A 22,865-nucleotide genomic window follows, 5' to 3' on the forward strand; every position below is an offset into this window, starting at 1 on the left:
TGCAAGTGGAGGGCTGAGGCGGCTACAGCAGGGGGGCCTCATCGAGCCGCCAAATTATAGCAATGGGACAATTTGCGAGACAACCGCTGCCTGTTCATCCCTGGAAGCCGCAAGTTGCGGTAACGGTTACATTTTTGCGTGCCACCCGGGGGACAATGACGTCCGCGTGATGCTGCACCGCAGTATTGAACTTTGGTCGCAGGCGCGGAACTTTCGCCGGATGCGCCGGTCCGATCTTTCGACCTGCCTGCAGCAACCTCGTCGACGCTTCGCCCCGCAGGTCCCGCGATGGCCCCGAAGCCCGGCTCCGGGGCCATCTTTTTGCGTCGTCGCGACAGGGCTGAACCGTGCACACTCCGTGGACCATACGTTCACGGATGGTGGACGGCGGCGTCCGGCACAGTGGTCTTCATTCTGATGAACCACTGCAAGGACTCTTCGATGCGCCCCGTACCCACCCTGCTCGCCCTTTCCCTGCTCGCTGCCGGCGCCTCGTTCGCCAATGCCGCCCACGCCGCCGAAGGCGACGACCGCTTCGCCATCCGTCTGGGTGCGATGAACATCGATTCGGACAACACGCTGCGTGGCAGCACCACCGTGGCCGGCCAGGACATCTCCCTGAACCAGGACTTCAAGCTGGGTGGCAAGGAATGGGAGCCGCGCATCGACGGCATGTTCCGCATCAGCAACCGTCAGCGCCTGCTGTTCAACTACTTCAAGTACGACAAGGACCGTCGCGAGACGCTTGACCAGGGCATTTCCTTCGGCGGTGAGAGCGTGCCGGCCGGCAGCTTCGTGAAGGGCGAGCTGAAGTACCAGGTGGCCAGCCTGGTCTATGACTACTCGGTCGTCGATACCGACACTTTCGACCTGGGCCTGCAGATCGGTGGCGAGTACGCCAAGGTCAGCACCAAGGGCTACGCGGACCTGGGCACGGTGTATGAAGGCCAGTTCCTCAACGAGAAGGCCGATGGCGTGGCACCGGTGGTGGGTGCGCGCATGACCTTCACTCCGTCCGAGCGCTGGATGATCACGCTGCAGGGCCAGTACCTGAACACGCGCTGGGGCAGTTTCGATGACTACAAGGGCGACCTGAGCCGCGCCAATGCGATCGTCGATTACCGCTTCACCAAGAACTTCGGTGTGTTCGCCGGCTACGACTGGTTCAAGCTGGACGTGGACAAGAAGGGCAGCGACGGCACGGTCGGCCTGAAGCAGGAATTCAAGGGCCCGGTGGCCGGTATCAGCTTCGTGTTCTGATCCCCTGCCCCTTCCACGGCATCTTCTCTCCTGGCGCGGCCTCCGGAACATCGGGGCCGCGTTTTTTCTTTGCATCGTCGAGCAGAAAAGCAGGCTGGTCGAGCGCTGGGGGAAGAGGGGCTTGCGTGCGAATGTCCCCCGGCGCCGGCCTACGGCCGTCACCTCCTCCTTTACTTCGCACACAACCCCCGCTCCCTCCGCGTGTCAGGCATCCCGGCGGCCCAGGCACTGGCTCTCGACTATCTGCAAGCCGAGCCGCTGCACGGGTGGCAATTGCCGTAGACGCATGCGTGGTCGAGCGCTGGGGGAAGAGGGGCTTGCGTGCGAATGTCCCCCGGCGCCGGCCTACGGCCGTCACCTCCTCCTTTACTTCGCACACAAGCCCCTCTTCCCTCGCGTGTCAGGCATCCAGGCGGGCCAGGCTGTGGCTCTCGACTATCCGCAAGCCGAGCTACTGCGCGGGTGGCGGGCATTTCGACAAAGTAAAGGAGGAGGCGACCGCCGCAGGCGGACGACGGGGGACATTTGTCGAAATGCCTGCCACCCGTGCAGTGGCCCGGACCCTCGCGATGACAACGCCGAAGACATTCCTGCAGCCAACAAAAAACCCCGGCAGAAACCGGGGCTTTTCGTTCGGAACGGCGCGGACGCCTTACTTCTTCTTCGGCATGTACAGATCGGTGATCGTGCCGTCGTAGATTTCCGAGGCCATCGCCACCGACTCGCTCAGCGTCGGATGCGCATGGATGGTGTGGCCGATGTCTTCCGCTTCCGCACCCATCTCGATGGCCAGGCCGATCTCGGCCAGCAGGTCGCCGGCATGCACGCCGACGATCGCGCCACCGATGATGCGGTGGGTCTCTTCGTCGAAGATCAGCTTGGTGAAGCCCTCGGTGCGACCGATGCCGATCGCGCGGCCACTGGCGGCCCACGGGAACTTGGCCACGCCGACCTTCAGGCCCTTGGCCTTGGCTTCGGTCTCGGTCACGCCGACCCAGGCGATTTCCGGGTTGGTGTAGGCCACCGACGGAATCACGCGGGCGACCCACTCCTTCTTGTGGCCGGCTGCCACTTCAGCGGCCAGCTTGCCCTCGTGCGTGGCCTTGTGGGCCAGCATCGGGTTGCCGACGATGTCGCCGATGGCAAAGATGTGCGGCACGTTGGTACGCATCTGCCGATCGACCGGGATGAAGCCGCGGTCGGTGACCTGCACGCCGGCCTTCTCGGCATCGATCTTCTTGCCGTTCGGCGAGCGGCCCACGGCCACCAGCACGCGGTCGAAGGTGCCTTGCGCCAGCGCAGGCGCCTGGCCTTCCTCGGCGGCTTCGAAGGTCACGGTGATGCCCTTGGCATCGGCGGTGACGCCCGAGGCCTTGGTCTTCAGGTGCACGTCGATGCCCTGCTTCTTCAGGCGGTCGGCCAGCGGCTTGACCAGGTCCTTGTCGGCGCCCGGCATCAGCTGGTCCATGAACTCGACCACGGTGACCTTGCTGCCCAGCGCGCTGTACACGGTGGCCATTTCCAGGCCGATGATGCCGCCGCCGACGACCAGCAGCGAGCCCGGCACTTCGGCCAGCTCCAGCGCATCGGTGGAATCCATCACGCGCTTGTCGTCCCACGGGAAGTTCGGCAGCTTCACCGCCTGCGAACCGGCGGCGATGATGCATTTCTGGAAGCGCAGCAGCTGGGTACTGCCGTCAGCCGCGGTGATTTCCAGCTCGTTGGCCGAAACAAACCTGCCAACGCCCTGCACGCTGCGCACCTTGCGCTGCTTGGCCATCCCGGCCAGGCCCTTGGTCAGCTGGTTGACGACCTTTTCCTTGTACGCGCGCAGCTTGTCCAGGGTGATGGTCGGCTTGCCGAACTCGACGCCGAAATCACCGGCGTGGGCCACTTCGTCGATCACCGCAGCAGCATGCAGCAGCGCCTTGGACGGGATGCAGCCGACATTGAGGCAGACGCCGCCGAGGCTGGCGTAACGTTCGACAAGCACCGTATCCAGGCCGACGTCGGCGGCGCGGAAGGCCGCGGTGTAGCCGCCCGGGCCGGAGCCCAGCACGACCATCTCGCATTCGATGTCGGCCGGCTTGCCGCTGGACAGCGCCGGCTTCGGCGCAGCCGGTTCAGCCGGGGCGCGGTGCGACGGAGTCACCGGCGGCTTGCTGGCCGGGGCGGCCGGAGCCAGCGCGGCGGCCTTGGCCGGGGCTTCGGCGGCGCCTTCAGTGTCCAGCACCACGACCACGGCGCCTTCGGACAGGGTATCGCCAAGCTTGACCTTGATTTCCTTGACCACACCAGCGGCCGAGGACGGCACTTCCAGGGTGGCCTTGTCCGACTCCAGGGTTACCAGACCCTGGTCCTTCTTCACCGTGTCGCCGACGGCGACCAACACTTCGATCACCGGCACATCGCTGTAATCGCCGATGTCGGGAACCTTGACTTCAATCGTGGCCATGGTGGGTTTTCCTCGTGCCCGCCCGGCGGCGCCGGCGGGCTGTCACTGCATCTGTTCACGCGGCCGCGCCAGGGGCTGCGGCCGCACGGTGGGGGCGAAGCGGTGCCTTACAGCAGCACGCGGCGCATGTCGGCCAGTACCTGCGACAGGTACGTGGTGAAGCGTGCGGCCAGTGCGCCGTCGATGACGCGGTGGTCGTAGCTCAGCGACAGCGGCAGCATCAGCTTCGGTGCGAATTCCTTGCCGTTCCAGACCGGCTGGATGGACGACTTGGAGACGCCGAGGATGGCCGCTTCCGGTGCGTTGACGATCGGGGTGAACGCGGTGCCGCCGATGCCGCCCAACGAGCTGATCGAGAAGCAGCCGCCGCTCATGTCCGCCGGGCCCAGCTTGCCGTCGCGTGCCTTCTTGGCCAGTTCGCCGGTTTCCTGCGCGATCTGCACCACACCCTTCTTGTCCACGTCGCGGATGACCGGCACGACCAGGCCGTTCGGCGTGTCGGCGGCGAAACCGATGTGGAAGTACTTCTTCAGGGTCAGGTTTTCACCGCTGGCATCGAGCGAGGCGTTGAATTCCGGGAACTTCTTCAGCGCTGCGGCGCTGGCCTTGATCAGGAAGGCGAGCATGGTCAGCTTGATGCCGGCCTTCTCGTTCTCCTTGTTCAACGCCACGCGCAGGCCTTCCAGGTCGGTGATGTCGGCCTGCTCGAACTGGGTGACGTGCGGGATCATGGCCCAGTTGCGGGCCAGGTTCGCACCGGAGATCTTCTTGATGCGCGACAGCGGCTGGACTTCGGTCTCGCCGAACTTGCTGAAGTCGACCTTCGGCCACGGCAGCAGGTTCAGGCCACCACCAGCGGCGACGGCGCCACCGGCAGCTGCCGGCACGCCACCGCTGAGCGCGGCCTTGACGAACTTCTGTACGTCACCCTTGGTGATGCGGCCACCCTTCTCGGTGCCGTTGATCTGCAGCAGGTCCACGCCCAGCTCGCGGGCGAACACGCGCACCGCCGGGGTGGCGTACGGCACCTTGGCCGGCAACACGCCATCGGCATTGAACTGCACCGGCGGGCTGGACGGGGTACCGGCCGAGGCGATCTCGCGGGCCGCCAGCTTGTCCGGCTGCGCCGGCACAGCGACCGGCTCGACCTTGGTGGCGGTCTCTGCGGCAGCCGGAGCGGCAGCAGCAGCGGCCTTGGTCGGCGCCGGCGCGGCAGCGCCCTCGGCTTCGATGATGGCAACCACGTCGCCTTGCGACAGATTGTCGCCCACCTTGACCTTGATCTCCTTGACCACGCCGGCCACAGACGACGGCACTTCCATGGTGGCCTTGTCGCTTTCCAGCGTGACCAGGCCCTGGTCCTTCTTGACCGTATCGCCCACGGCGACCAGCACTTCGATGACCGGAATGCCGGCGTAGTCGCCGATGTCCGGCACCAGGGCTTCAACCGCACCACCGCTGGCAGCCGGAGCGGCCGGCGCAGCTGCAGCCGGCGCGCTCTGGGTGGCGGCAGCCGGGGCAGCGGCCTTGGCCGGTGCCGGTGCCGGTGCCGGTGCGGCAGCGGCCGGCTTGGCGGCTTCGGCTTCGCCTTCGGCCACTTCGATCAGGGCCACGACCTTGCCTTCGGACAGGCTGTCGCCCACTTTGACCTTGAGCTCCTTGACCACGCCCGCCACCGAGGACGGCACTTCCATGGTCGCCTTGTCGCTTTCCAGCGTCACCAGGCCCTGGTCCTTCTTGACCGTGTCGCCGACGGCGACAAGCACCTCGATTACCGGGATATCGCTGTAGTCACCGATATCGGGGACAAGTGCTTCCTTGATTTCGGCCATGGGGATAACTCCGGCAATCTGGTGTAGGGAAACGTCTATTGTGCGGCCAGCGGGGTCCAGCGCCAACCGTTACAGGTGTTTTCAGTACGCACGCAGCCGGGACAGGCTGTTGCCCATGGGTCGGGTGCGCGACCAGTCGGTAGCGTATTGTCCAGGCGATGTCCGCTTCATGTCGCCCGCGCGTCGGCCACTGGCTGCCAGGCCTGGCGCAGGCGCGGCAACGACCACGCCGCATTGGCAGGGCTGGTCGACGGCAGCGCGACCACCTTCGGCGGGGCCTCCAGCCGCGGCAACACCCAGCGATGGAATGCCTGCAATGACGCGCCGCCATTGCAGCCGATCAGCGTCAGCTCAGGCAACGTGGCGATCAGTTCCGGCAGTGCATTGGCCACTTGCGTGCCACGCACGATGTCCGCATCCAGGCTGCCGCGCCGCTCGCAGCGCCCGATCACATCCCACAGGCCGATGCCTGCGGCGTTCAACGCCTGCAGCCGTTGCGCATAGGGCAGATCCGCGTCGAAACCGCAGATATCGGCCATCAGCGGCCAGAAGCGGTTGCGAGGATGCGCGTAGTAGCGCTGCTCCTGCAGGGATGCCACGCCTGGCATCGAGCCCAGCAGCAGCACCCTGCAATCGACGTTCACCTGCGCTGGCAGGCCAATGCACAACGTTGCCGTGCTCACATCTTCTCCAACTGCATGAATGTCGGCGAGAGCAGAAAACGCCATGAATAAAGGCATTCCGCACCCGTCGCTGAACAAGGAAAACTATTTTTTAACGTGCGTCGGATTCGATTCATGTTGGGGCGACTACGGTGTGCTCGCCCCGCAACCGGGGGCCCAAAACAAGAAACATTAGGAGATACCCCCATGCGCTCCATCCGTATCCTGAGTCTCGCCCTGCTGACCTCCGCCGCCTTTGCGCCGGCCGCTTTCGCCCAGGACAGCAGCACCACCGATACCGCTTCGGGCAAGCATTTTGCCGTTGTTGGCGGCATCTCGCTGCTGGAGCCGAAGAACGACCCGATCACCGGCGTGAAGAAGACCGACGGTGGCCCGGCGCCGACCGTCAGCTTCAGCTACTACATCAACGACAACTGGGCCGTTGAGCTGTGGGGCGCTGCCGACAAGTTCGACAACAAGTTCAAGGGCCCGAACAACGCCCGCCTGGGTTCGGTCGAGCAGCAGCCGGTCGCGCTGAGCGGCCAGTACCACTTCGGCCAGGCTGACAACGTGTTCCGCCCGTTCGTGGGCGTGGGCTACTACCAGTCGAGCTTCAGCAACGAGAAGCTGGGCAACGGCGCTGACACCGACATCCGCTTCAAGGATGCCAAGGGCGTGATCGGCACCGTCGGCGTCGACATGAACATCAACTCCACCTGGTTCGCCCGCGCTGACGCCCGCTACATGCGCGCCCGCCCGGACATCAAGGTCGGCGGCGAGAAGATCGGCGAAGCCAAGATGGATCCGTGGACCGTCGGCTTCGGCATCGGCGCCCGCTTCTGATCCAGGCAGCACCTGCTTCACTGATGCAACGCGACGGGCCCTTCGGGGCCCGTCGTCGTTTCCGTCACCCGCGTTCCGCGTGTAGAGCCGAGCCCATGCTCGGCTGCTTTTTTGTAGAGTCGAGCCAAGCCCCCTATCCCGAGTCGAGCGGCGGGCTCCGCGCGCATTGCGATGCGTTACGTTCAATGGCGCCCACGGTCAAGGGTGGCGCGGCTCGGCTCTACAGACACAGGACGCGGAGACACGATGGACGACGTCGACCTGCTGGTGATCGGTGGCGGCATCAATGGCGCCGGCATCGCCCGTGACGCCAGCGGTCGCGGCCTGCGCGTGCTGCTGTGCGAACAGCATGACCTGGCCGCGCATACCTCCAGTGCCAGCAGCAAGCTGATCCACGGCGGCCTGCGCTACCTGGAGCAGGGCGAGTTCGGGCTGGTGCGCAAGGCGCTGGGCGAACGCGAGGTGGTGCGCCGGCAGGCGCCCCATCTGGTCCATCCGCTGCGCTTCGTCCTGCCGTGGGAACCGCACCTGCGCCCGCGCTGGATGCTGCGCGCGGGGCTGTGGCTGTACGACCATCTGGGCCGGCGCAGCCCCGCCTTCCCCGCGTCACGAGCACTGGAACTGCAGCACGATCCGCTCGGCCAGTGGCTCTCCCCGGCGCTGCGGCAGGCCTTCAGCTACGCCGATGCGCAGGTCGATGACGCGCGGCTGGTACTGCTCAACGCCCTGGATGCCGCGCAGCGGGGCGCACAGGTGCAGGTCCGCAGCCGCTGCATCGACCTGCACCCCGTGCAGGGCCGGTGGCGGGCCGTGCTGGAATCCGCCGATGGCCAGCGGCACCCCGTGAATGCCCGCGCCGTGGTCAATGCGGCGGGCCCGTGGGCCGGGGGCCTGCTGGAACGGATGCAGGCGCGCAGCGGCGGCCCTGCGCTGCGCCTGGTGCAGGGCAGCCACATCGTGCTGCGCAGGCCGTGGCCCGATGACAGCGCCTGCCTGCTGCAGCAGCCCGACGGGCGGGTGGTGTTCCTGCTGCCTTTCGCCCACGACCACCTGCTGGTGGGCACCACCGATACCGACTATCGCGGTGACCCGGCGCGCTGCAGCGTGCTGCCTTCCGAGGTGACCTACCTGTGCGAAGCGGCCAATCGCTACCTGCGTGACCCCATCGCCCCGGACGAGGTGGTCTGGGCGTTCGCCGGTGTCCGTCCATTGCTGGCCGACCCGGATCCGCGCGCAGCGCAGCTGAGCCGCGACTACCGCCTGCAGGTGCAGGTGGACCCGGCACCGGCGCTGCATGTACTGGGCGGCAAGCTGACCACCTACCGGGTGCTGGCCGAGGAGGCACTGGACCTGCTGCGCCCTGCCCTGCCACAGATGGGACCGGCCTGGACGGCGCGCGGAGACCCGTTGCCGGGCAGCGACTGGGGCGACGCCGCACAGGCGTGCTCGCGCCTGCTGGCGCTGGCACCGTGGTTGCCCGCAGGTATCGCGCGACGCTGGGCCGGGGCCTATGGCAGTCGCAGCGCGGAACTGCTGCAGGGTGTATACGGCCTGCACGATCTGGGCGAGGACTTCGGCGGTGGCCTGCATGCACGCGAAGTGGACTTCCTGCGCGAACGCGAGTGGGCGTGTGACACCGACGATATCCTGTGGCGCCGGAGCAAGCTGGGGTTGCGCCTGGATGCTGCGCAGGTGGCACGGCTGCAGGCGTGGATGGAGGGTCGGATCCCTTTTCCACGGAAAGGGCTCTGACCCCCGTGTTGCCACGTGTGCCAACCCAGGTTGGCAGCTACCAGGGCAGCCGCGCGCGACGCGATCGATGCATTAGGATTTCCCCATCGCCATTGGAGACGCTGCATGACGCCCCGCTACGTGCTGGCCATCGACCAGGGCACCACCAGTTCGCGCGCGATCCTGTTCGACCGCGCCGGCGACATCGTCGGCAGCGCGCAGCGCGAGTTCGCGCAGATCTTCCCGCAGCCCGGCTGGGTCGAGCATGACCCCCGCGAGATCCTTACCAGCGTCTATGCCACATTGACCGAACTGCTCAGCCGCGGGCAGATCGACCCACGCCATATCGCCGCGCTGGGCATCACCAACCAGCGCGAAACCACCGTGGTCTGGGACCGTGCCACCGGCCAGCCGATCCACAACGCCATCGTCTGGCAATCGCGGCAGAGCCACGCCATCTGCGAGCGGCTGAAGTCCGACGGGCATGATGCACTGATCCGCGAGCGGACCGGGCTGCTGATCGACGCCTATTTCTCCGCGACCAAGGTGCGCTGGATCCTCGACCACGTGGATGGTGCGCAGCAGCGCGCCGAACGTGGTGAGCTGCTGTTCGGCACCATCGACAGCTGGCTGGTGTGGAACCTCAGCGGTGGCCAGGCACATGTGACTGACTACAGCAATGCGGCGCGCACGCTGCTGTTCAACATCCACACGCTGGACTGGGATGACGACCTGCTGGCCCTGCTCGACATTCCGCGCGCGATGCTGCCGCAGGTGCGCGACTCCAGCGCGGTGTACGCACACACCCGGCCGCAGTTCTTCTTCGACCATCCGATCCCCATCGCCGGCATCGCCGGTGACCAGCAGGCGGCGCTGTTCGGCCAGGCTTGTTTCCAGCCGGGCATGGTCAAGAACACCTATGGCACCGGTTGCTTCATGTTGATGCACACCGGCGCGCAGGCGGTGCGGTCGCGCAACGGCCTGCTGACCACCATTGCCTGGGGCCTGGACGGGCGCGTGGAGTACGCGCTGGAGGGTTCGATCTTCATCGCCGGCTCGGTGGTGCAGTGGCTGCGCGATGGACTACGCATGATCGAACGCGCCAGCGACAGCCAGGCGCTGGCTGCGCAGGTGCCCGACAGTGGCGGCGCCTACCTGGTGCCGGCGTTCGTCGGCCTCGGCGCGCCCTATTGGCGCAGTGATGTGCGCGGTGCGATGTTCGGCCTGACCCGTGGCACCCGCAAGGCGCACTTCGTGCGCGCCGCGCTGGAAGCGATGGCCTACCAGACCCGCGATGTACTCGATGCGATGCAGTCCGATGCGGGTATCGCGCTGACCGAGCTGCGCGCTGATGGCGGTGCGATCGGCAACGACTTCCTGGCCGGTTTCCAGGCCGACATTCTCGGTGTGCCGCTGCTGCGGCCGCGACTGACCGAGACCACCGCGCTGGGTGCGGCCTACCTGGCCGGCCTGGCAGTGGGGTTCTGGAACAGCCGCGAACAGATCGCCGCGCAATGGGGCCTGGACCGGCGCTTCGAGCCACGGATGGAGGTGGCCCGGCGCGAGAAACTGTATGCGGGATGGCAGCAGGCGGTGGCCGCGACCCTCGCCTTCCACGTCGATTGAAACGGCAATGCCCTGCCCTGCTGCGGCACGTGGAGTGACACTGTAGAGCCGAGCCATGCTCGGCTGCTGCTGGCGGGATACCGCAAAAAGCAGAGCCGAGCATAGGCTCGGCTCTACAGGCGAATGGGCGCTGGCGTCAGAACGCCGGCAGCACCGCGCCCTTGTACTTGGTCTCGATGAACGCCTTCACCTGCGGGCTGGTCAGGGCCTTGGCCAGCTTCTGCACGCGGGCGTCGTCCTTGTTGTCCGGGCGCGCGACCAGGAAATTCACGTACGGCGAGTCCTTGCTCTCGATCGCCAGCGCATCCTGGGTCGGGTTGAGGCCTGCGTCCAGCGCGTAGTTGGTATTGATCAGGGCCAGGTCGACCTGGTCCAGCACGCGCGGCAGCATCGCCGAGTCCAGCTCGCGGAACTTCAGGTTCTTCGGATTGGCGATGATGTCGCGCTGGGTCGCCAGTGCGTTGGTCGGGTCCTTCAGCTCGATCACGCCGGCCTTGTGCAGCAGGATCAGCGCGCGGCTGTTGTTGCTCGGGTCGTTCGGGATCACCACGTCGGCGCCTTCGCGCAGCTCGGCCAGCGACTTGACCTTGCGCGAGTACGCACCGAACGGCTCGATGTGCACGCCGATCACCTTCACCAGGTCGGTCTTGCGGTCGCGGTTGTAGGCATCCAGGTAGGGCTCGGTCTGGAAGTAGTTCGCATCCACCTGCTTCTGCACCAGCTGGTCGTTGGGCTGCACGTAGTCATTGAACACCCGCACGTCCAGGTCCACGCCTTCCTGCTTGAGGATCGGCTTGACCACCTCGAGGATCTCGGCATGCGGCACGGCCGTGGCGGCCACCACCAGCTTCTGCGAGGGCTCGCCGGACTTGCCGCAGGCGGTCAGGGCCAGCGCAGCGGCGAGCAGGGGCAGCAACAGGGTCTTTTTCATGGGGGATTGAATTCTCGGGGGAGTGTCAGGAGTTTTCGTAGTTGCTCAGGGCCAGCTCAAGCAACGCCTTGGCCTGCTCGCGCAGCATCATGGGCTCGACGATCTCGGCATCCGAGCCGTAATGCAGCACATCCATCAGCAGCTCGCGCGAGACGCTGTACGGCACCTTCAGCTCATAGCGGCCGTCGGCCAGGAAGCGGCCCTGCTGCTTGGAATGCCAGTGCTCGTCGGCCACCCAGCGCGCGGCCTTGGCGCTGAACAGGATGGTCGCCCAGCCCTTCGGCGCGCCAGAGAAGATGCCGTAGCTGGCGCCGAGCTGCTCGTCCAGCTCGCTGTCGGCGACGTCGCGCGCGGTGCTGTCGACCACCCGCGCCTTGTGGATGCGGTCGACCGCGAAACTGCGCAGGGCGTCGCGGTCATGGTCCCAGGCATCCAGGTACCAGTTGTCGCGATAGTGGGTCAGGCGCTGCGGCGAGACGGTGCGCTTGGTCGGCTCGTCGGTGGAACGGGCACGGTACTCGAACGCCAGCTGGCGGCGCTCCAGCACGGCCGATGCGACGCTGCGGAAGCTGCCTTCGTCAAACTTGCGGCCACGGTGCGGAATCACCCGCACGCGGTCGACCGGCCAGCTGGACACGCCGGCCTGGGCCGCCAGCAGGCTCTCGATGCGTTGCTGCAGCGGTGCCAGCACCGACGACAGCACACCACCGCCGGTCCGCGCCAGCAGGTGCTGCGAGGCCAGCAGGGCATGCAGCTCCTCCGAGCTGAGCCACAGGCCGGGCAGCTCGAAACGGTCGCTCTCGTCAGCCTGGTAGCGGAAGCCCGCCTCGCCGTCGCCCTCGATCGGTGCCATCAGCGCATCGCGCAGGAAGGCCAGGTCGCGGTAGACGGTGGCGCGGGAACAACCGAGCTTGTCCTGCAGGGTCGCCACCGTCACCGGATAGCGCGCGGACTTGAGCAGACGATGCAGGGCGGTGATGCGTTCGTATCGGTCCATACCCCCGATTATGTCCGAGTCGCGGGTCTTGTGTGGGACGTTTGGGCTATCGTGGTCGCCCCCACCCCCATGGAATGCCCGATGCGCCGGTTGCCTGCCCTGTCCCTGCTGGCCTGCCTGCTGCTGGCCGCCTGTGATCGCGCGCCGGCGCCGGCCGGCGCCGAGCCCCCGGTACCCGTCGCCGATCCGACGCAGGCGGTGCTGGGCGCCAGCCAGCGTTTCGCGGCCCTGCGCAGCTTCCACGCCGAACTGGAGGTGCTGGGCGCACCACAGCCGGTGCGCAGCGCCATGGACTTCGTCGCGCCTGATCGTTTCCGGGTGGAGACGCCGGCGGGGCCGCAGACCATCATCGGCGACACCATGTTCCTGCAGGCCGACGGCGCGATCCGCCAAGTGCCGACCCCGCCCGGCCTGCTCGAGCAATGGCGCAACCCGCTGCCCGCCGATGCCCTGCCCGCCGAACTGAAGGCCGAAGATCTCGGCAGCGAGTCGCTGGACGGGGTGCAGACCCGGCACTACCGGCTGCGCGGTGCCCAGCCCGGGGAACGCCTGGAGTACTGGGTGGATGCCCAGGGCCTGCCACGCCAGATCGTACGCAGCGGCAGCAGCAATGGCCGCAGCTTCCAGCTGCGCCTGCGCTATTCGCGCTTCAACGACCCTGAGGTGCGCGTCGATCTGCCCTGAATAGGCGACCGCGCCAACGTTCGCTGAAGCGCGCATTGGATCGATTCGGACCGCCATCACGCTTCCAGTATCATCACCGGCTGTCAACCGTTCCGGAGAAGCCTCGATGTCCCTGCGCGTGTCCCTGCTGATCCCCCTGCTGCTGTGTGCGCCGCTCGCATACGCACAGGATGCCTCCGAACTGGCGGCGATGTCCTCGCCGTGGAGCGGCAGTGGTGGCGAGCTCGGGTTTGCCTCGGCACGCGGCAACAGCAGCACCGAGAGCTTCAACGGCCGCCTGCGCCTGCGCTACACCGACGGTGACTGGGTGCATAGCATGGACCTATTCGGCCTCCGCTCCAGCTCCAAGGTGACCGAAACCAACGACGACGGCACCACCACCCGCCGCAACAACACCACCGCCAACCGCTACACCGGCAGTGCCGGCAGCGCGCTGCAGCTGGGCGAACACCGCCAGCTGACCGCGACGGTGCGTACGGAACGCGACGACTTCGCCACCTACGACCGCCAGAGCTCGTTCGGTCTGGGTTACGGCACCCGCCTGTGGAACACCGAGCGCTTCTCGTTCGACGCGCAGATCGGCCCCGGTGTGCGCCGCACCCACAGCACCGAGGACGACCGCACCCGCACCGGCCTGATCGGCCGTGGCCTGTTCGACATGAAGTATTCGCTGACTGACAACACCGACCTGGTCAACACGCTGCTGGTCGAATCCGGTTCGTACAACACCTTCGGCCAGAACGACTTCGGTGTCTCGGTGAGCATGAACGAGCACCTGGCACTGAAGGCCGGCTGGCAGGCGCGCTACAACAGTGACGTGGCCGAGGACAAGCGCAAGACCGATACGCTGACCACGATGAACGTGGTCTACAAGTTCAAATAAGCAGAACGGGCGCCAGGGCGCCCGTTCTTCTTCCGGTAGTGCCGGCCGCTGGCCGGCAACTGCGTTCAAGTGGTGGCACGCGGTTGCCGGCCAGCGGCCGGCACTACCGGCGGTAGCTCAGACGTTCAGCAGTTCGCCGGCACCGGCTTCCAGCAGCATCTTCGCCACGCGCTGGCCCAGCGCCTCCGGATCCCGGGCCGGGCCCACCGCCTCGGCGCGCACCGCACGACCATCGCTGGCACTGCCGACCAGGCCCTGCAGGTGCAGGTCGTCGCCCTGCCACTGCGCGATGGCCGCCACCGGCACGTGGCAGCTGCCATGCAGCGCGCGGTTCATCGCCCGCTCGGCTTCCACGCAGGCGCGCGTAGCGGCGTCATCAAGCGTGGCGAACAGCGCCATCAGGCGCGTATTGCCACCGTCGCACTCCACCGCCACCGCGCCCTGCGCCGGTGCCGGCAGCCACTGCGGCGGCTGCAGGCGCGCGACGATGCGCCCGCCCAGGCCCAGGCGCTCCAGGCCGGCCACGGCCAGCACGATGGCGTCGTAGCCACCATTGTCGAGCTTGGCCAGGCGGGTGTTGACGTTGCCGCGCAGGTCCAGCAATTCCAGATCCGGGCGCAGCGCGCGCAGCTGGGCCTGGCGGCGCAGCGATGAGGTGCCGACCCGCGCACCGATCGGCAGCGCGTCCAGCGAGGCGTACAGGTTGGAGACGAAACCATCGGCTGGATCGTGGCGGGTCAGCATCGCCGGCAGCGCGAAGGGGTCGTCCAGTTCCATCGGCACATCCTTCAGCGAGTGCACGGCGCAGTCGGCCTCACCGCGCAGCATGGCCAGCTCCAGCTCCTTCAGGAACAGGCCCTTGCCACCGATGGCGGCCAGCGAGCGGTCGAGCACCTCGTCACCGCGGGTGCTCATCGGCACCAGTTCCACATGCAGCCCGGGATGGGCCTGGCGCAGGCGGTTGGCGACGTGTTCGCTTTGCCAGAGGGCGAGCGGGCTCTTGCGGGTGGCGATGCGGACGGTTTCCATCCGGTCATTATCGCGCCTTCGGCGCGGATACGGCCAACGGCGGAGCCCCTCGTGGCTGGCGGCGGGGTCGTGAAAGCAACAGCCGCGCTTGGCCGGGGCGGTGGGGTCATGCGGGGACGCCGTGAACCCATCCCTGGGGGCTCGGCCGCGGCTTGCTCGTGTGCGCTGTCCTGCGCACACGGCAAGACCGGGGTTGGGCGTCCTGCCCAACCCGCCCGAGGCATGCCTCGGGCCCATGCCGCGGACACCCCGCATGACCCCACCGCCCCGGCCCCTGACAGTTTCCGTGTGCGCCAGCCACGGAAGATCAAAAAAAAGAGTGCAGAAGCAAAGGCAACAGCCGACGGCTTCCGGGGTCAGATCCCTTTTCCGCAGGAAAAGGGATCTGACCCCTCTTCCCCCACCCGATAACAACAATGCCTTTGCCGTCCGACGCGGGAAAAACGAGAGGGTTGGGCCGGGGTGGGGTGGCGGGACCGTTGGCGCCATGGATGGCGCCATCGAGCTTACATGGATGTACTTGCAGCGTGTCCCGCCGCCCCACCCCGGCCCGGCCCAGCACGTAGAAACAACGAGCCATGACCCGCTGTTGCTGTTGCTGTTGCTGTTGATTTCATAGCAGTCGCGGCCGCAGGCCGCGCGGGACCACTCACAGATGCCGCAGTTCCTGCTTCAGCGTCGCCACACAGCGGCGGCTGACTTCCAGCGGCTGCCTGCCATGCCGCAGCACCGCCTGCACCTGCCCGCCGGAGCCGCGGCGCAGCTCCACCAGCTCGTGCCGCGCCACCAGGCAGTTGCGATGGATGCGGATGAAGCGGCTGGCGAACTCTTCCTCCAGCGACTTCAGCGATTCCTCGATCAGGTCCTCGCCGCGCGCGTGGTGCACCACCACGTACTTCTCTTCGGCCTGCAGGTAGTGGATGTCGTCCAGCGGAATCAGGCGCAGGCTGCCGCGCAGGCGTGCGCACAGTACGCTGCGTGCCTGCTGCCCGCTGTGCGCCTGCGGCTGGCCATCGCGACCGGCCAGGAACGTGCGTGCCCGTGCAATCGCCGCTGCCAGGCGTTCGGCGCGCACCGGCTTCATCAGGTAATCGATGGCTGCCGCTTCGAAGGCCGACAGCGCATGCGCATCGTAGGCAGTGCAGAACACCACCGCCGGCCGCGGTTCGAAGCTGGCCAGGTGGCGGGCTGCTTCCAGGCCGTCCAGCCCAGGCATTGCGATGTCCAGCAGGACCAGGTCCGGCTGCAGCTCCGCGCACGCGTGCAGGGCCTGCTCGCCGTTGCCGGCCTCGGCCACCACGTCCACGCCGTCCTGTGCGGCCAACAGGCTGCGCAGGCGCTCACGCGCCAGTGGTTCGTCATCGGCGATGACTACCCTCACGATCGTCCCCTCACTGGATCGGCACTGTCACCTGGCAGGCATAGTAGCCCTCGCTCCAGCCAGCCGTCATCCGCGCGGCACTGCCAAAGCGCCAGGCCAGCCGATGGCCGATGCTGTGCTGGGCATGGCCAGCCCCCCGCGCCAGGGCCAGCCCGGGCGCCTGCGGATCAGGCGCGGGATTGCGCACGCGGATCTGCAGATCGTTGCCCTCGCGCAGCAGCTGCAGCTCGATGGTGCCGCCCTCGGGCAGGCGCGAAATGCCATGCAGCACGGCGTTTTCCACCAGCGGCTGCAGTACCAGCCTTGGCAATGGCAGGTCCCACGGCAGCGGCTCGTCACGCTGCCAGCGCACCTGCAGGCGTTCGCCTAGGCGCAGCGATTCGATCGACAGGTAGCGCTCGGCCAGTTCGCATTCGTCGCGCAGGGTGGAATCGCCCTCGCCTGCACCGAGCGCAGCACGGAACAGATCGGACAGGTCGAGCACGGCACGCTCGGCCACCGCCGGGTCCCGATGCAGCAGGCTGGCGATGAGGTTCATGCTGTTGAACAGGAAATGCGGGCGGATGCGCGCCTGCAGCGCATCGGCCTGGGCGCGTGCATTGGCCTGCACCTGCGCGGCCCAGCGGTCGCTGACATAGAAGTAGCGCAGCGCCAGCGCGGTGATCAGCGCGGTGGTGGCGGCGCTGCCGAGGGTGAAGCGCCAGAAGCTGATGCCGTTGGCGAAGCTGTCACCCAGCACCGCGTACAGCGCGTGCACGATGCCGGCGCAGACGACCGCGATCAGGGCCGCCAGTGCGATGGCAGCGACCGCCCCCATCACCTGCGGCAGCCTGGACAGCGCCTGCCGCAGCAGGCACAGGCTGGCGGTCACGGCCAGCGCCAGCCACAGCGCGAAGCCGCTGGCCGACAGCAGCTCGCCAACGGTCCAGTGGCGGCTGCCATCCGGCGCAAGCGCCAGCACCACCACCACCAGCTCGGCCAGGCCCAGCATCGCCGCCAGCCGCGGCAGGCGGCACAGTTCCGGCATCCACGGCGATGGGCTGGCCGGGGACATGGCTCAGGCCGCGCCCAGCCGTTCCTGGAGCCAGTCGCCCAGCGCCCGGATTTCCTCGGCACAGACCTGGTGGGCCATCGGGTAGCTGTGCCACGCCACGTCCAGGCCCAGCGTACGCAGCGCCTGTGCGCTGTGGGCCGCCACGGCCTGCGGAATCACCGGGTCGCCACTGCCATGGGCCATGAACACCGGCACCTGCACCGCGCCTTCAACGCGCGTGGCACTGTCGGCTTCGGGCAGATAGGTGGACATGGCGATCAGGCCGGCCAGTGGCGCGGTGCGCGACAGCGCAGCAGTCAGGATGATCGCACCACCCTGCGAGAAGCCGGCCAGGAAGATCTTCTCCGCCGCGACGCCACGCTCGATCTCGCGCGCGATCAGCGCGTCCAGCTGCACCACCGATTCCTGCACGCCGGCCATGTCGGCACGCGACCGGAAGTCCATGCCGACGATGTCGTACCAGCCGCGCATGGGCACGCCGTTGTTGATCGTGATCGGCCGCACCGGTGCGTGCGGGAACACGAAGCGCAGCGCCGGCCAGTGCGGCCGCACCAGCTCCGGCACGATCGGCGCGAAATCATGGCCATCGGCGCCGAGGCCGTGCAGCCAGATCACCGACCACTGCGGCGAGGCGCCGGTTTCCTGTTCCACCGTTTGCAGCATGATGCGGCTCCTTCAAGTTCGAGCCGCATTATGCCGCTGGCGTGGGGCAATCAGTACAGCGGCGGTTGCTCGGCCGCTTCGCGCCGCAGCTGCGCGGCGCGGACCAGTACCGGTGGCGGGATGTTCTCTTCGGGAATGTCCAGCAGGCCCAGGCGATGCAGGAAGGCGCCCGGACCACGCGAGGAGGTCAGCGCTACCACCGGAATGGCCAATACCATGCCGATCACCACCGGCGCCATCCACGCCGCCAGCGACGGCGACACGGCCCAGGCCAGCACGCCCATGAAGGCGCCGAACACACCCAGGCCACCGTAGCCGCGGATCAGTGCCAGCCACGAGATGCCGCCGTCGTCACGCTGCTGCGCATCCCAGCCGGAATCGCGGCCGGACAACACTTCGGCCACGCCCCGCGACTGCACGTACATCACCACCGGCGCCATCAGTGCGGCCAGCACGGTTTCCACCAGCATCGACACGAAGGCACGGATCGCACCGCCGCAGCCGCGGCGGTCGACCGGGTCCAGCAGCATCGCCAGGTAACCGAGCACCTTGGGCAGCAGCAGTACCGCCATCGTGGCGGCGAACAGGCGCACCACCTGCTCTTCGTCCTGTGCGCGCCAGTACACGCTGGGCGACAGGTGCAGCAGGGCATTGAAGTCGATGCCCTCCTGGAACAGCGGGATGGCGATGCCGATCAGCATCAGCATTGCCCACATCGGTGCGGTGAAATAGTGGCCGATGCCGATCAGCATGTGCGTGCGGCTGATCCAGTGCAGGCCGCGGCTGCCCACGACCTTGCCGTGCTGCAGGTTGCCCTGGCACCAGCGGCGGTCGCGTACCAGCAGATCGGTCAGCGTCGGCGGGCCCTCTTCATAGCTGCCACCGAGGTAGGGCACCATGTGCGCGGCCCAGCCGCCACGACGCATCAACGCTGCTTCGACGAAGTCATGGCTGAGCACGTGGCCGCCGAACGGCTTGCGCCCCGGCAGCGCCGGCAGGCCGGCGTGGTCGGCGAAGGCGCGGGTACGGATGATGGCGTTGTGGCCCCAGTAGTTGCTCTCGGCGCCATGCCACCAGGCCACGCCACGGGCGATCACCGGCCCGTACACGCGGCCACCGAACTGCTGCATGCGTGCGAACAGGGTGCGGCCGCCGATCACCGACGGCAGGGTCTGGATCAGGCCGACGTCGGCGTTGTGCTCCATGCCGGCCACCAGGCGCACGATGCTGTCGCCGGTCATCAGGCTGTCGGCGTCGAGGATCAGCATCTGCGGGTAGGCACCGCCGAAGCGACGGACCCAGTCGGCGATGTTGCCGGCCTTGCGCCCGCTGTTGTCACCACGGCGACGGTAGAACAGGCGGGTCTGCCCGTCCTGCACCCGCTCGCGCAGCTCGCCGAACACCCGCTCCTCGGCAGCGGCGATGTCCTCGCGACGGGTATCGCTGAGCACGAAGAAATCGAATCGGCCGAGCTGGCCGGTGGCCGCCACCGACTCGTAGATCGCCTGCAGGCCCGCCAGCAGGCGGCGCGGGTCTTCGTTGTAGGTCGGCATCAGCAGCGCGGTGCGGCTGTGCACGGTCGGCAGCGGCTTGTCCGGGTCGATGCCGAGGCGATAGCCACGGTCGAACACGGCGGTCAGGAAGCCGGCGAGGGCGCTGGCGAAAGACAGCGCGATCCAGGCAAACAGGCCAACGAACAGCACCAGCAGGCAGGCTTCGAGCACGCTGATGCCATTGGCCGACAGCACCCGCCACATCATCCGCGTGGCCACGGCGGTCATGCCGAGCGTGCCACCGAAGATGTACAGCCGGCGCAGGCCGATCAGGCGCGGCGACGTGCGATGCCGCCGGACCTTCAGTGCACCATCGCGCAGGGTCTGTTCGGGCATCTGCAACGGAGATTCAGCGGGCAGCAGCGCCCAGCCGGCGTCGAGCCGGGGCGTTTCTGCTTCCGCATGGATGGTCTGCACCCCCATCGCCGCCTACTCCGCGCCGTCGGCACGGCCGGCCATCCCGGCCGGGCTGCATGCACCAAGGTTCCCGGCGCGCTTTCCCGGCGCCCGCACTTGTCCAGACTGCGTCGGCTTCAGGCCGCACAGTCGATGTCTGTCACTACCGGAACCCACACGATCTCCAACGGGGCGGAATCGAAAATGCGGCCCAGTCTAGGGCGCTGGATGTAAGCCGGGTGCGAAGGCCTACGCCGGGATTTATCCCCATTCAGCAAATAGCAGGCGATCACGTCGGGGGATGGCCAGATGTCACTGCATCGCCCCGGGTACTGGATCGTATCAAACGCGAACGGTTATCATTTCATTAACCAGGCAGGTCACCGTCTTCCGCACGGCCGCGACCCACCCAGCTGCGCCGGTCCACACCGCGCGCACCGACGACCCACGGAAGGGTGGCTGCCTGCTGTCTGCCTGCGCCTGCTGCTTCCACCGGGTCACCCCACCTCCCATGGAAGCCGCCATGTCCCCATCGTCCCGTTCCCGTTCCGCGCGCCTGCCGCGCACCCGCCTGGCCCCTGCCCTGGCCTCCGCCTGCCTGCTGGCCCTGCCCGGCCTGGCCGCTGCAGAGGCCGGCGCCGATGCCTCCACCAAGGATCTGGATACCGTGGTGGTCACCGCCTCGGGCAGCCAGCAATGGATCAAGGATGCCCCGGCCAGCATCAGCGTGATCAGCCGTGAGGACATCGAGCGCCAGCCGGTTCCCGACCTGGCCACCCTGCTCAGCCGCGTGCCGGGCGTGACCGGCGGCCTCAGCGCCGTCGGCGAACAGTCCAAGATCAAGCTGCGCGGCATGCCGTCCAACTACACGCTGGTGCTGGTGGACGGCAAGCGCATGGGCAGCTCGGCCGCGACCAACTACCGCCCCGACCTCGGCCGCCAGGACCTGAACTGGATCTCGCCCGACCAGATCGAACGCATCGAAGTGGTGCGTGGGCCGATGTCCTCGCTGTACGGCTCCGACGCCATGGGCGGGGTGATCAACATCATCACCCGGCGCATCGGCGACGAATGGAACGGCAGCGCCACCCACAGCTACACCCGTCCCGGTGATGGCAAGCGCGGCGATACCCAGCAGATCGGCGCGACCTTCTCCGGCCCACTGGGCGAACGCTTCGGCCTGCGCATCGGTGCCAACAGCATGCGCCGTGATTCGGACCAGTCCAACCACGGTGTCTACGGCAATGCCTACGCCGGCGAGAAGGACCGCACTGTCGATGCGCTGCTGCAGTGGAAGCTGAGCGACGCACAGGAACTGTCGCTGGAAGCCGGCCATGGCGTGCAGCAGGCCTTCATCGATGCGTCGCTGGAAAAGCAGGACGAAGGCGCCTGGGGAGCCAGTGAGCTCAAGCGCAGCTCGCTGGCGCTCAACCACGATGGCACGTGGAGCTTCGGCACCTCCAGGCTCAGCGCGTACTGGACCGAATACAAGAACGACATCGGCGCCACCGGCCGCTCAGAGGCCACCGACACGATCATCGAAGGCAGCCTGACCACGCCGTTCACCCTGGGCGTTGAACACCAGTTTGCCGTGGGTGGGCAGTGGAAGCGCCAGGAACTGACCAACACCGATACCATCGGCCGCGCGCCGATCGACTACGCCGGCAACGCCGTCAGCGGCTCCAGCCTGGAAGTGGATACCTGGGCGCTGTTTGTCGAAGACGAACTGAAGCTGCACCGCACCCTGGCCCTGACCGTGGGCGCGCGCCTGGACCACCATGAGAAGTTCGGCGGCCACGTCAGCCCGCGTGCGTACCTGGTCTGGCATCCGGCCGAACAGTGGACCATCCGCGGTGGCGTCTCCAAGGGGTTCCGTGCGCCCAGCCTGACCGAGAACTCGGCCACCGCTGCCACCCAGTCCGGCGGCCGTGGCTGCACCTCGCTGATCCCGCTGGGGTATACCCGCGGCGGGTGCTACATGGCCGGCAACCCGGACCTGGATCCGGAAACCAGCACCAACCGCGAGATCGGCATCAGCTTCGACAATGACCTGATCGATGTTGGCGTGACCTACTTCCACACCGACTTCCGGAACAAGATCGAATACGCACCGCTGGGCCGCTTCAACGGCATCTGGTGGACGCGCATGAGCAACGTGCAGCGCGCGCGCACCAGCGGCATGGAAGGCAACTTCAACGTCCGCTTCGGCGAGCAGTGGCGCTGGCGCACCTCGGCAACCTGGATGAAGGAAGCCAGGAACCTGACCACCGGCCGCAACCTGATCGATACGCCGGAATTCTCCGGCTACTCGTCGCTGGACTGGTCGCCGAATATGGTGTTCTCCGGCAGCCTGTCGGCGCAGTACACCGGCAAGCAGACCGGCACCGCCACGACCTTCCTCAAGGCCTACACCCTGTATGACCTGACCGTGGCATGGAACGTCAACGAGGTGCTGACCCTGCGCGGTGGCGTCAGCAACCTGGCCGACAAGAAGCTGTATGCGGAAGGCTCCACCGACTACTTCGTCGCCGGGCGCAGCTACTTCCTCAGCATGACCGCGCGCTTCTGACCGGCGGCACGCGCCGTGATCGCGCTGGCGACATGCCAGCGCGATCGACGGTATTGCGGGTTACTCGCTTTCCAGCGCGGCCGGTGCCGCGTCCCGCGTGGCGGCCGTGCGCGCACGGTCCATCGCCACCGCCAGTTGCTGGCGTGCGAGCAGTTGTTGTGCCTGCACCACTTCAGGTGTCGGCAGGAGCACCGGTCCCGGTGCGTTTTCCGGTGTAGCAGGTGTGGTCATGCAACCTCCATGGACATCCCGCCGCCGCACGGGTCCAACCGGGGCGGCAGCGGAACTGCGCACCCTATCCTAAAAACAAGGCGGG

Annotated in this window: 18 protein-coding genes; 7 read left to right on the forward strand and 11 right to left on the reverse strand. The window is 67.4% G+C overall.

Features of this window, described 5'->3' with window-relative positions; translation table 11 throughout:
• The first annotated feature begins 441 nt into the window (after positions 1-441).
• Complete coding sequence (locus AC5QAB_RS04865) at positions 442-1,260, forward strand: hypothetical protein (protein WP_032961256.1); 819 nt, start codon at positions 442-444, stop codon at positions 1,258-1,260.
• 652 nt (positions 1,261-1,912) lie between these two features.
• Here the strand turns inward: AC5QAB_RS04865 and lpdA are convergent.
• The 3 genes from lpdA to AC5QAB_RS04880 form a co-directional block, all read right to left on the reverse strand.
• Positions 1,913-3,715 carry a dihydrolipoyl dehydrogenase gene (lpdA, locus tag AC5QAB_RS04870; RefSeq protein WP_197561626.1) on the reverse strand — a complete coding sequence of 601 codons (1,803 nt, stop codon included), beginning with the start codon at positions 3,713-3,715 and terminating at the stop codon, positions 1,913-1,915.
• Between the two features lie 107 nt (positions 3,716-3,822).
• A complete protein-coding gene (gene aceF / locus AC5QAB_RS04875; protein ID WP_495233193.1) occupies positions 3,823-5,547 on the reverse strand; it encodes a dihydrolipoyllysine-residue acetyltransferase in 1,725 nt (574 codons plus the stop codon).
• A gap of 167 nt (positions 5,548-5,714) precedes the next feature.
• Positions 5,715-6,230 carry a DNA-deoxyinosine glycosylase gene (locus AC5QAB_RS04880; RefSeq protein ID WP_197561627.1) on the reverse strand — a complete coding sequence of 172 codons (516 nt, stop codon included), beginning with the start codon at positions 6,228-6,230 and terminating at the stop codon, positions 5,715-5,717.
• Positions 6,231-6,416: 186 nt separating this feature from the next.
• Between AC5QAB_RS04880 and AC5QAB_RS04885 the strand changes: the two genes are divergently transcribed.
• The 3 genes from AC5QAB_RS04885 to glpK all read left to right on the forward strand — a co-directional run bounded on the left by AC5QAB_RS04885 (position 6,417) and on the right by glpK (position 10,409).
• Entirely contained in the window at positions 6,417-7,052 is a 636-nt protein-coding gene (locus AC5QAB_RS04885) for an OmpW/AlkL family protein (protein ID WP_014648503.1), read from the forward strand.
• A 246-nt stretch (positions 7,053-7,298) separates the two neighbouring features.
• Positions 7,299-8,804: a glycerol-3-phosphate dehydrogenase gene (gene glpD, locus AC5QAB_RS04890; RefSeq protein ID WP_049405909.1), complete on the forward strand. Its 1,506-nt coding sequence runs from the start codon at positions 7,299-7,301 to the stop codon at positions 8,802-8,804.
• Positions 8,805-8,909: 105 nt separating this feature from the next.
• Positions 8,910-10,409: a glycerol kinase GlpK gene (gene glpK, locus AC5QAB_RS04895; RefSeq protein WP_197561628.1), complete on the forward strand. Its 1,500-nt coding sequence runs from the start codon at positions 8,910-8,912 to the stop codon at positions 10,407-10,409.
• Between the two features lie 136 nt (positions 10,410-10,545).
• On the opposite strand, the gene AC5QAB_RS04900 is transcribed toward glpK, so the two are convergent.
• The gene (locus AC5QAB_RS04900) at positions 10,546-11,340 is read right to left on the reverse strand and encodes a MetQ/NlpA family ABC transporter substrate-binding protein (protein ID WP_014648506.1); all 795 of its coding nucleotides are present in this window, start codon (positions 11,338-11,340) and stop codon (positions 10,546-10,548) included.
• Positions 11,341-11,365: 25 nt separating this feature from the next.
• Complete coding sequence (locus tag AC5QAB_RS04905; RefSeq protein ID WP_014648507.1) at positions 11,366-12,337, reverse strand: helix-turn-helix transcriptional regulator; 972 nt, start codon at positions 12,335-12,337, stop codon at positions 11,366-11,368.
• An 81-nt stretch (positions 12,338-12,418) separates the two neighbouring features.
• On the opposite strand from AC5QAB_RS04905, the gene AC5QAB_RS04910 reads away from it, so the two are divergent.
• The gene (locus tag AC5QAB_RS04910; RefSeq protein ID WP_197561630.1) at positions 12,419-13,021 is read left to right on the forward strand and encodes a hypothetical protein; all 603 of its coding nucleotides are present in this window, start codon (positions 12,419-12,421) and stop codon (positions 13,019-13,021) included.
• Between the two features lie 106 nt (positions 13,022-13,127).
• Positions 13,128-13,904, forward strand: a complete 777-nt coding sequence (locus AC5QAB_RS04915; protein ID WP_032961276.1) for a DUF481 domain-containing protein — start codon at positions 13,128-13,130, stop codon at positions 13,902-13,904.
• 117 nt (positions 13,905-14,021) lie between these two features.
• On the opposite strand, the gene hemC is transcribed toward AC5QAB_RS04915, so the two are convergent.
• The 5 genes from hemC to mdoH all read right to left on the reverse strand — a co-directional run bounded on the left by hemC (position 14,022) and on the right by mdoH (position 20,007).
• Entirely contained in the window at positions 14,022-14,933 is a 912-nt protein-coding gene (hemC, locus tag AC5QAB_RS04920; RefSeq protein WP_329858173.1) for a hydroxymethylbilane synthase, read from the reverse strand.
• Between the two features lie 649 nt (positions 14,934-15,582).
• A complete protein-coding gene (locus AC5QAB_RS04925) occupies positions 15,583-16,314 on the reverse strand; it encodes a LytR/AlgR family response regulator transcription factor (protein ID WP_014648511.1) in 732 nt (243 codons plus the stop codon).
• Between the two features lie 10 nt (positions 16,315-16,324).
• Entirely contained in the window at positions 16,325-17,368 is a 1,044-nt protein-coding gene (locus tag AC5QAB_RS04930) for a sensor histidine kinase (RefSeq protein WP_185741895.1), read from the reverse strand.
• A gap of 3 nt (positions 17,369-17,371) precedes the next feature.
• Positions 17,372-18,031 carry a dienelactone hydrolase family protein gene (locus AC5QAB_RS04935; protein ID WP_197562199.1) on the reverse strand — a complete coding sequence of 220 codons (660 nt, stop codon included), beginning with the start codon at positions 18,029-18,031 and terminating at the stop codon, positions 17,372-17,374.
• 50 nt (positions 18,032-18,081) lie between these two features.
• A complete protein-coding gene (gene mdoH, locus AC5QAB_RS04940; RefSeq protein WP_164167082.1) occupies positions 18,082-20,007 on the reverse strand; it encodes a glucans biosynthesis glucosyltransferase MdoH in 1,926 nt (641 codons plus the stop codon).
• 496 nt (positions 20,008-20,503) lie between these two features.
• Between mdoH and AC5QAB_RS04945 the strand changes: the two genes are divergently transcribed.
• Positions 20,504-22,549, forward strand: coding sequence for a TonB-dependent receptor domain-containing protein (locus AC5QAB_RS04945; RefSeq protein ID WP_495233194.1), 2,046 nt, complete (start codon positions 20,504-20,506; stop codon positions 22,547-22,549).
• Positions 22,550-22,609: 60 nt separating this feature from the next.
• Here AC5QAB_RS04945 and AC5QAB_RS04950 read toward each other — a convergent pair whose 3' ends face one another.
• Positions 22,610-22,780 (reverse strand): hypothetical protein, encoded by a 171-nt coding sequence (locus AC5QAB_RS04950; protein ID WP_005419553.1) that lies wholly within the window; start codon positions 22,778-22,780, stop codon positions 22,610-22,612.
• Between the last annotated feature and the right edge of the window lie 85 nt (positions 22,781-22,865).

This window comes from Stenotrophomonas sp. YJH_SMC_127 (genome assembly GCF_059372445.1).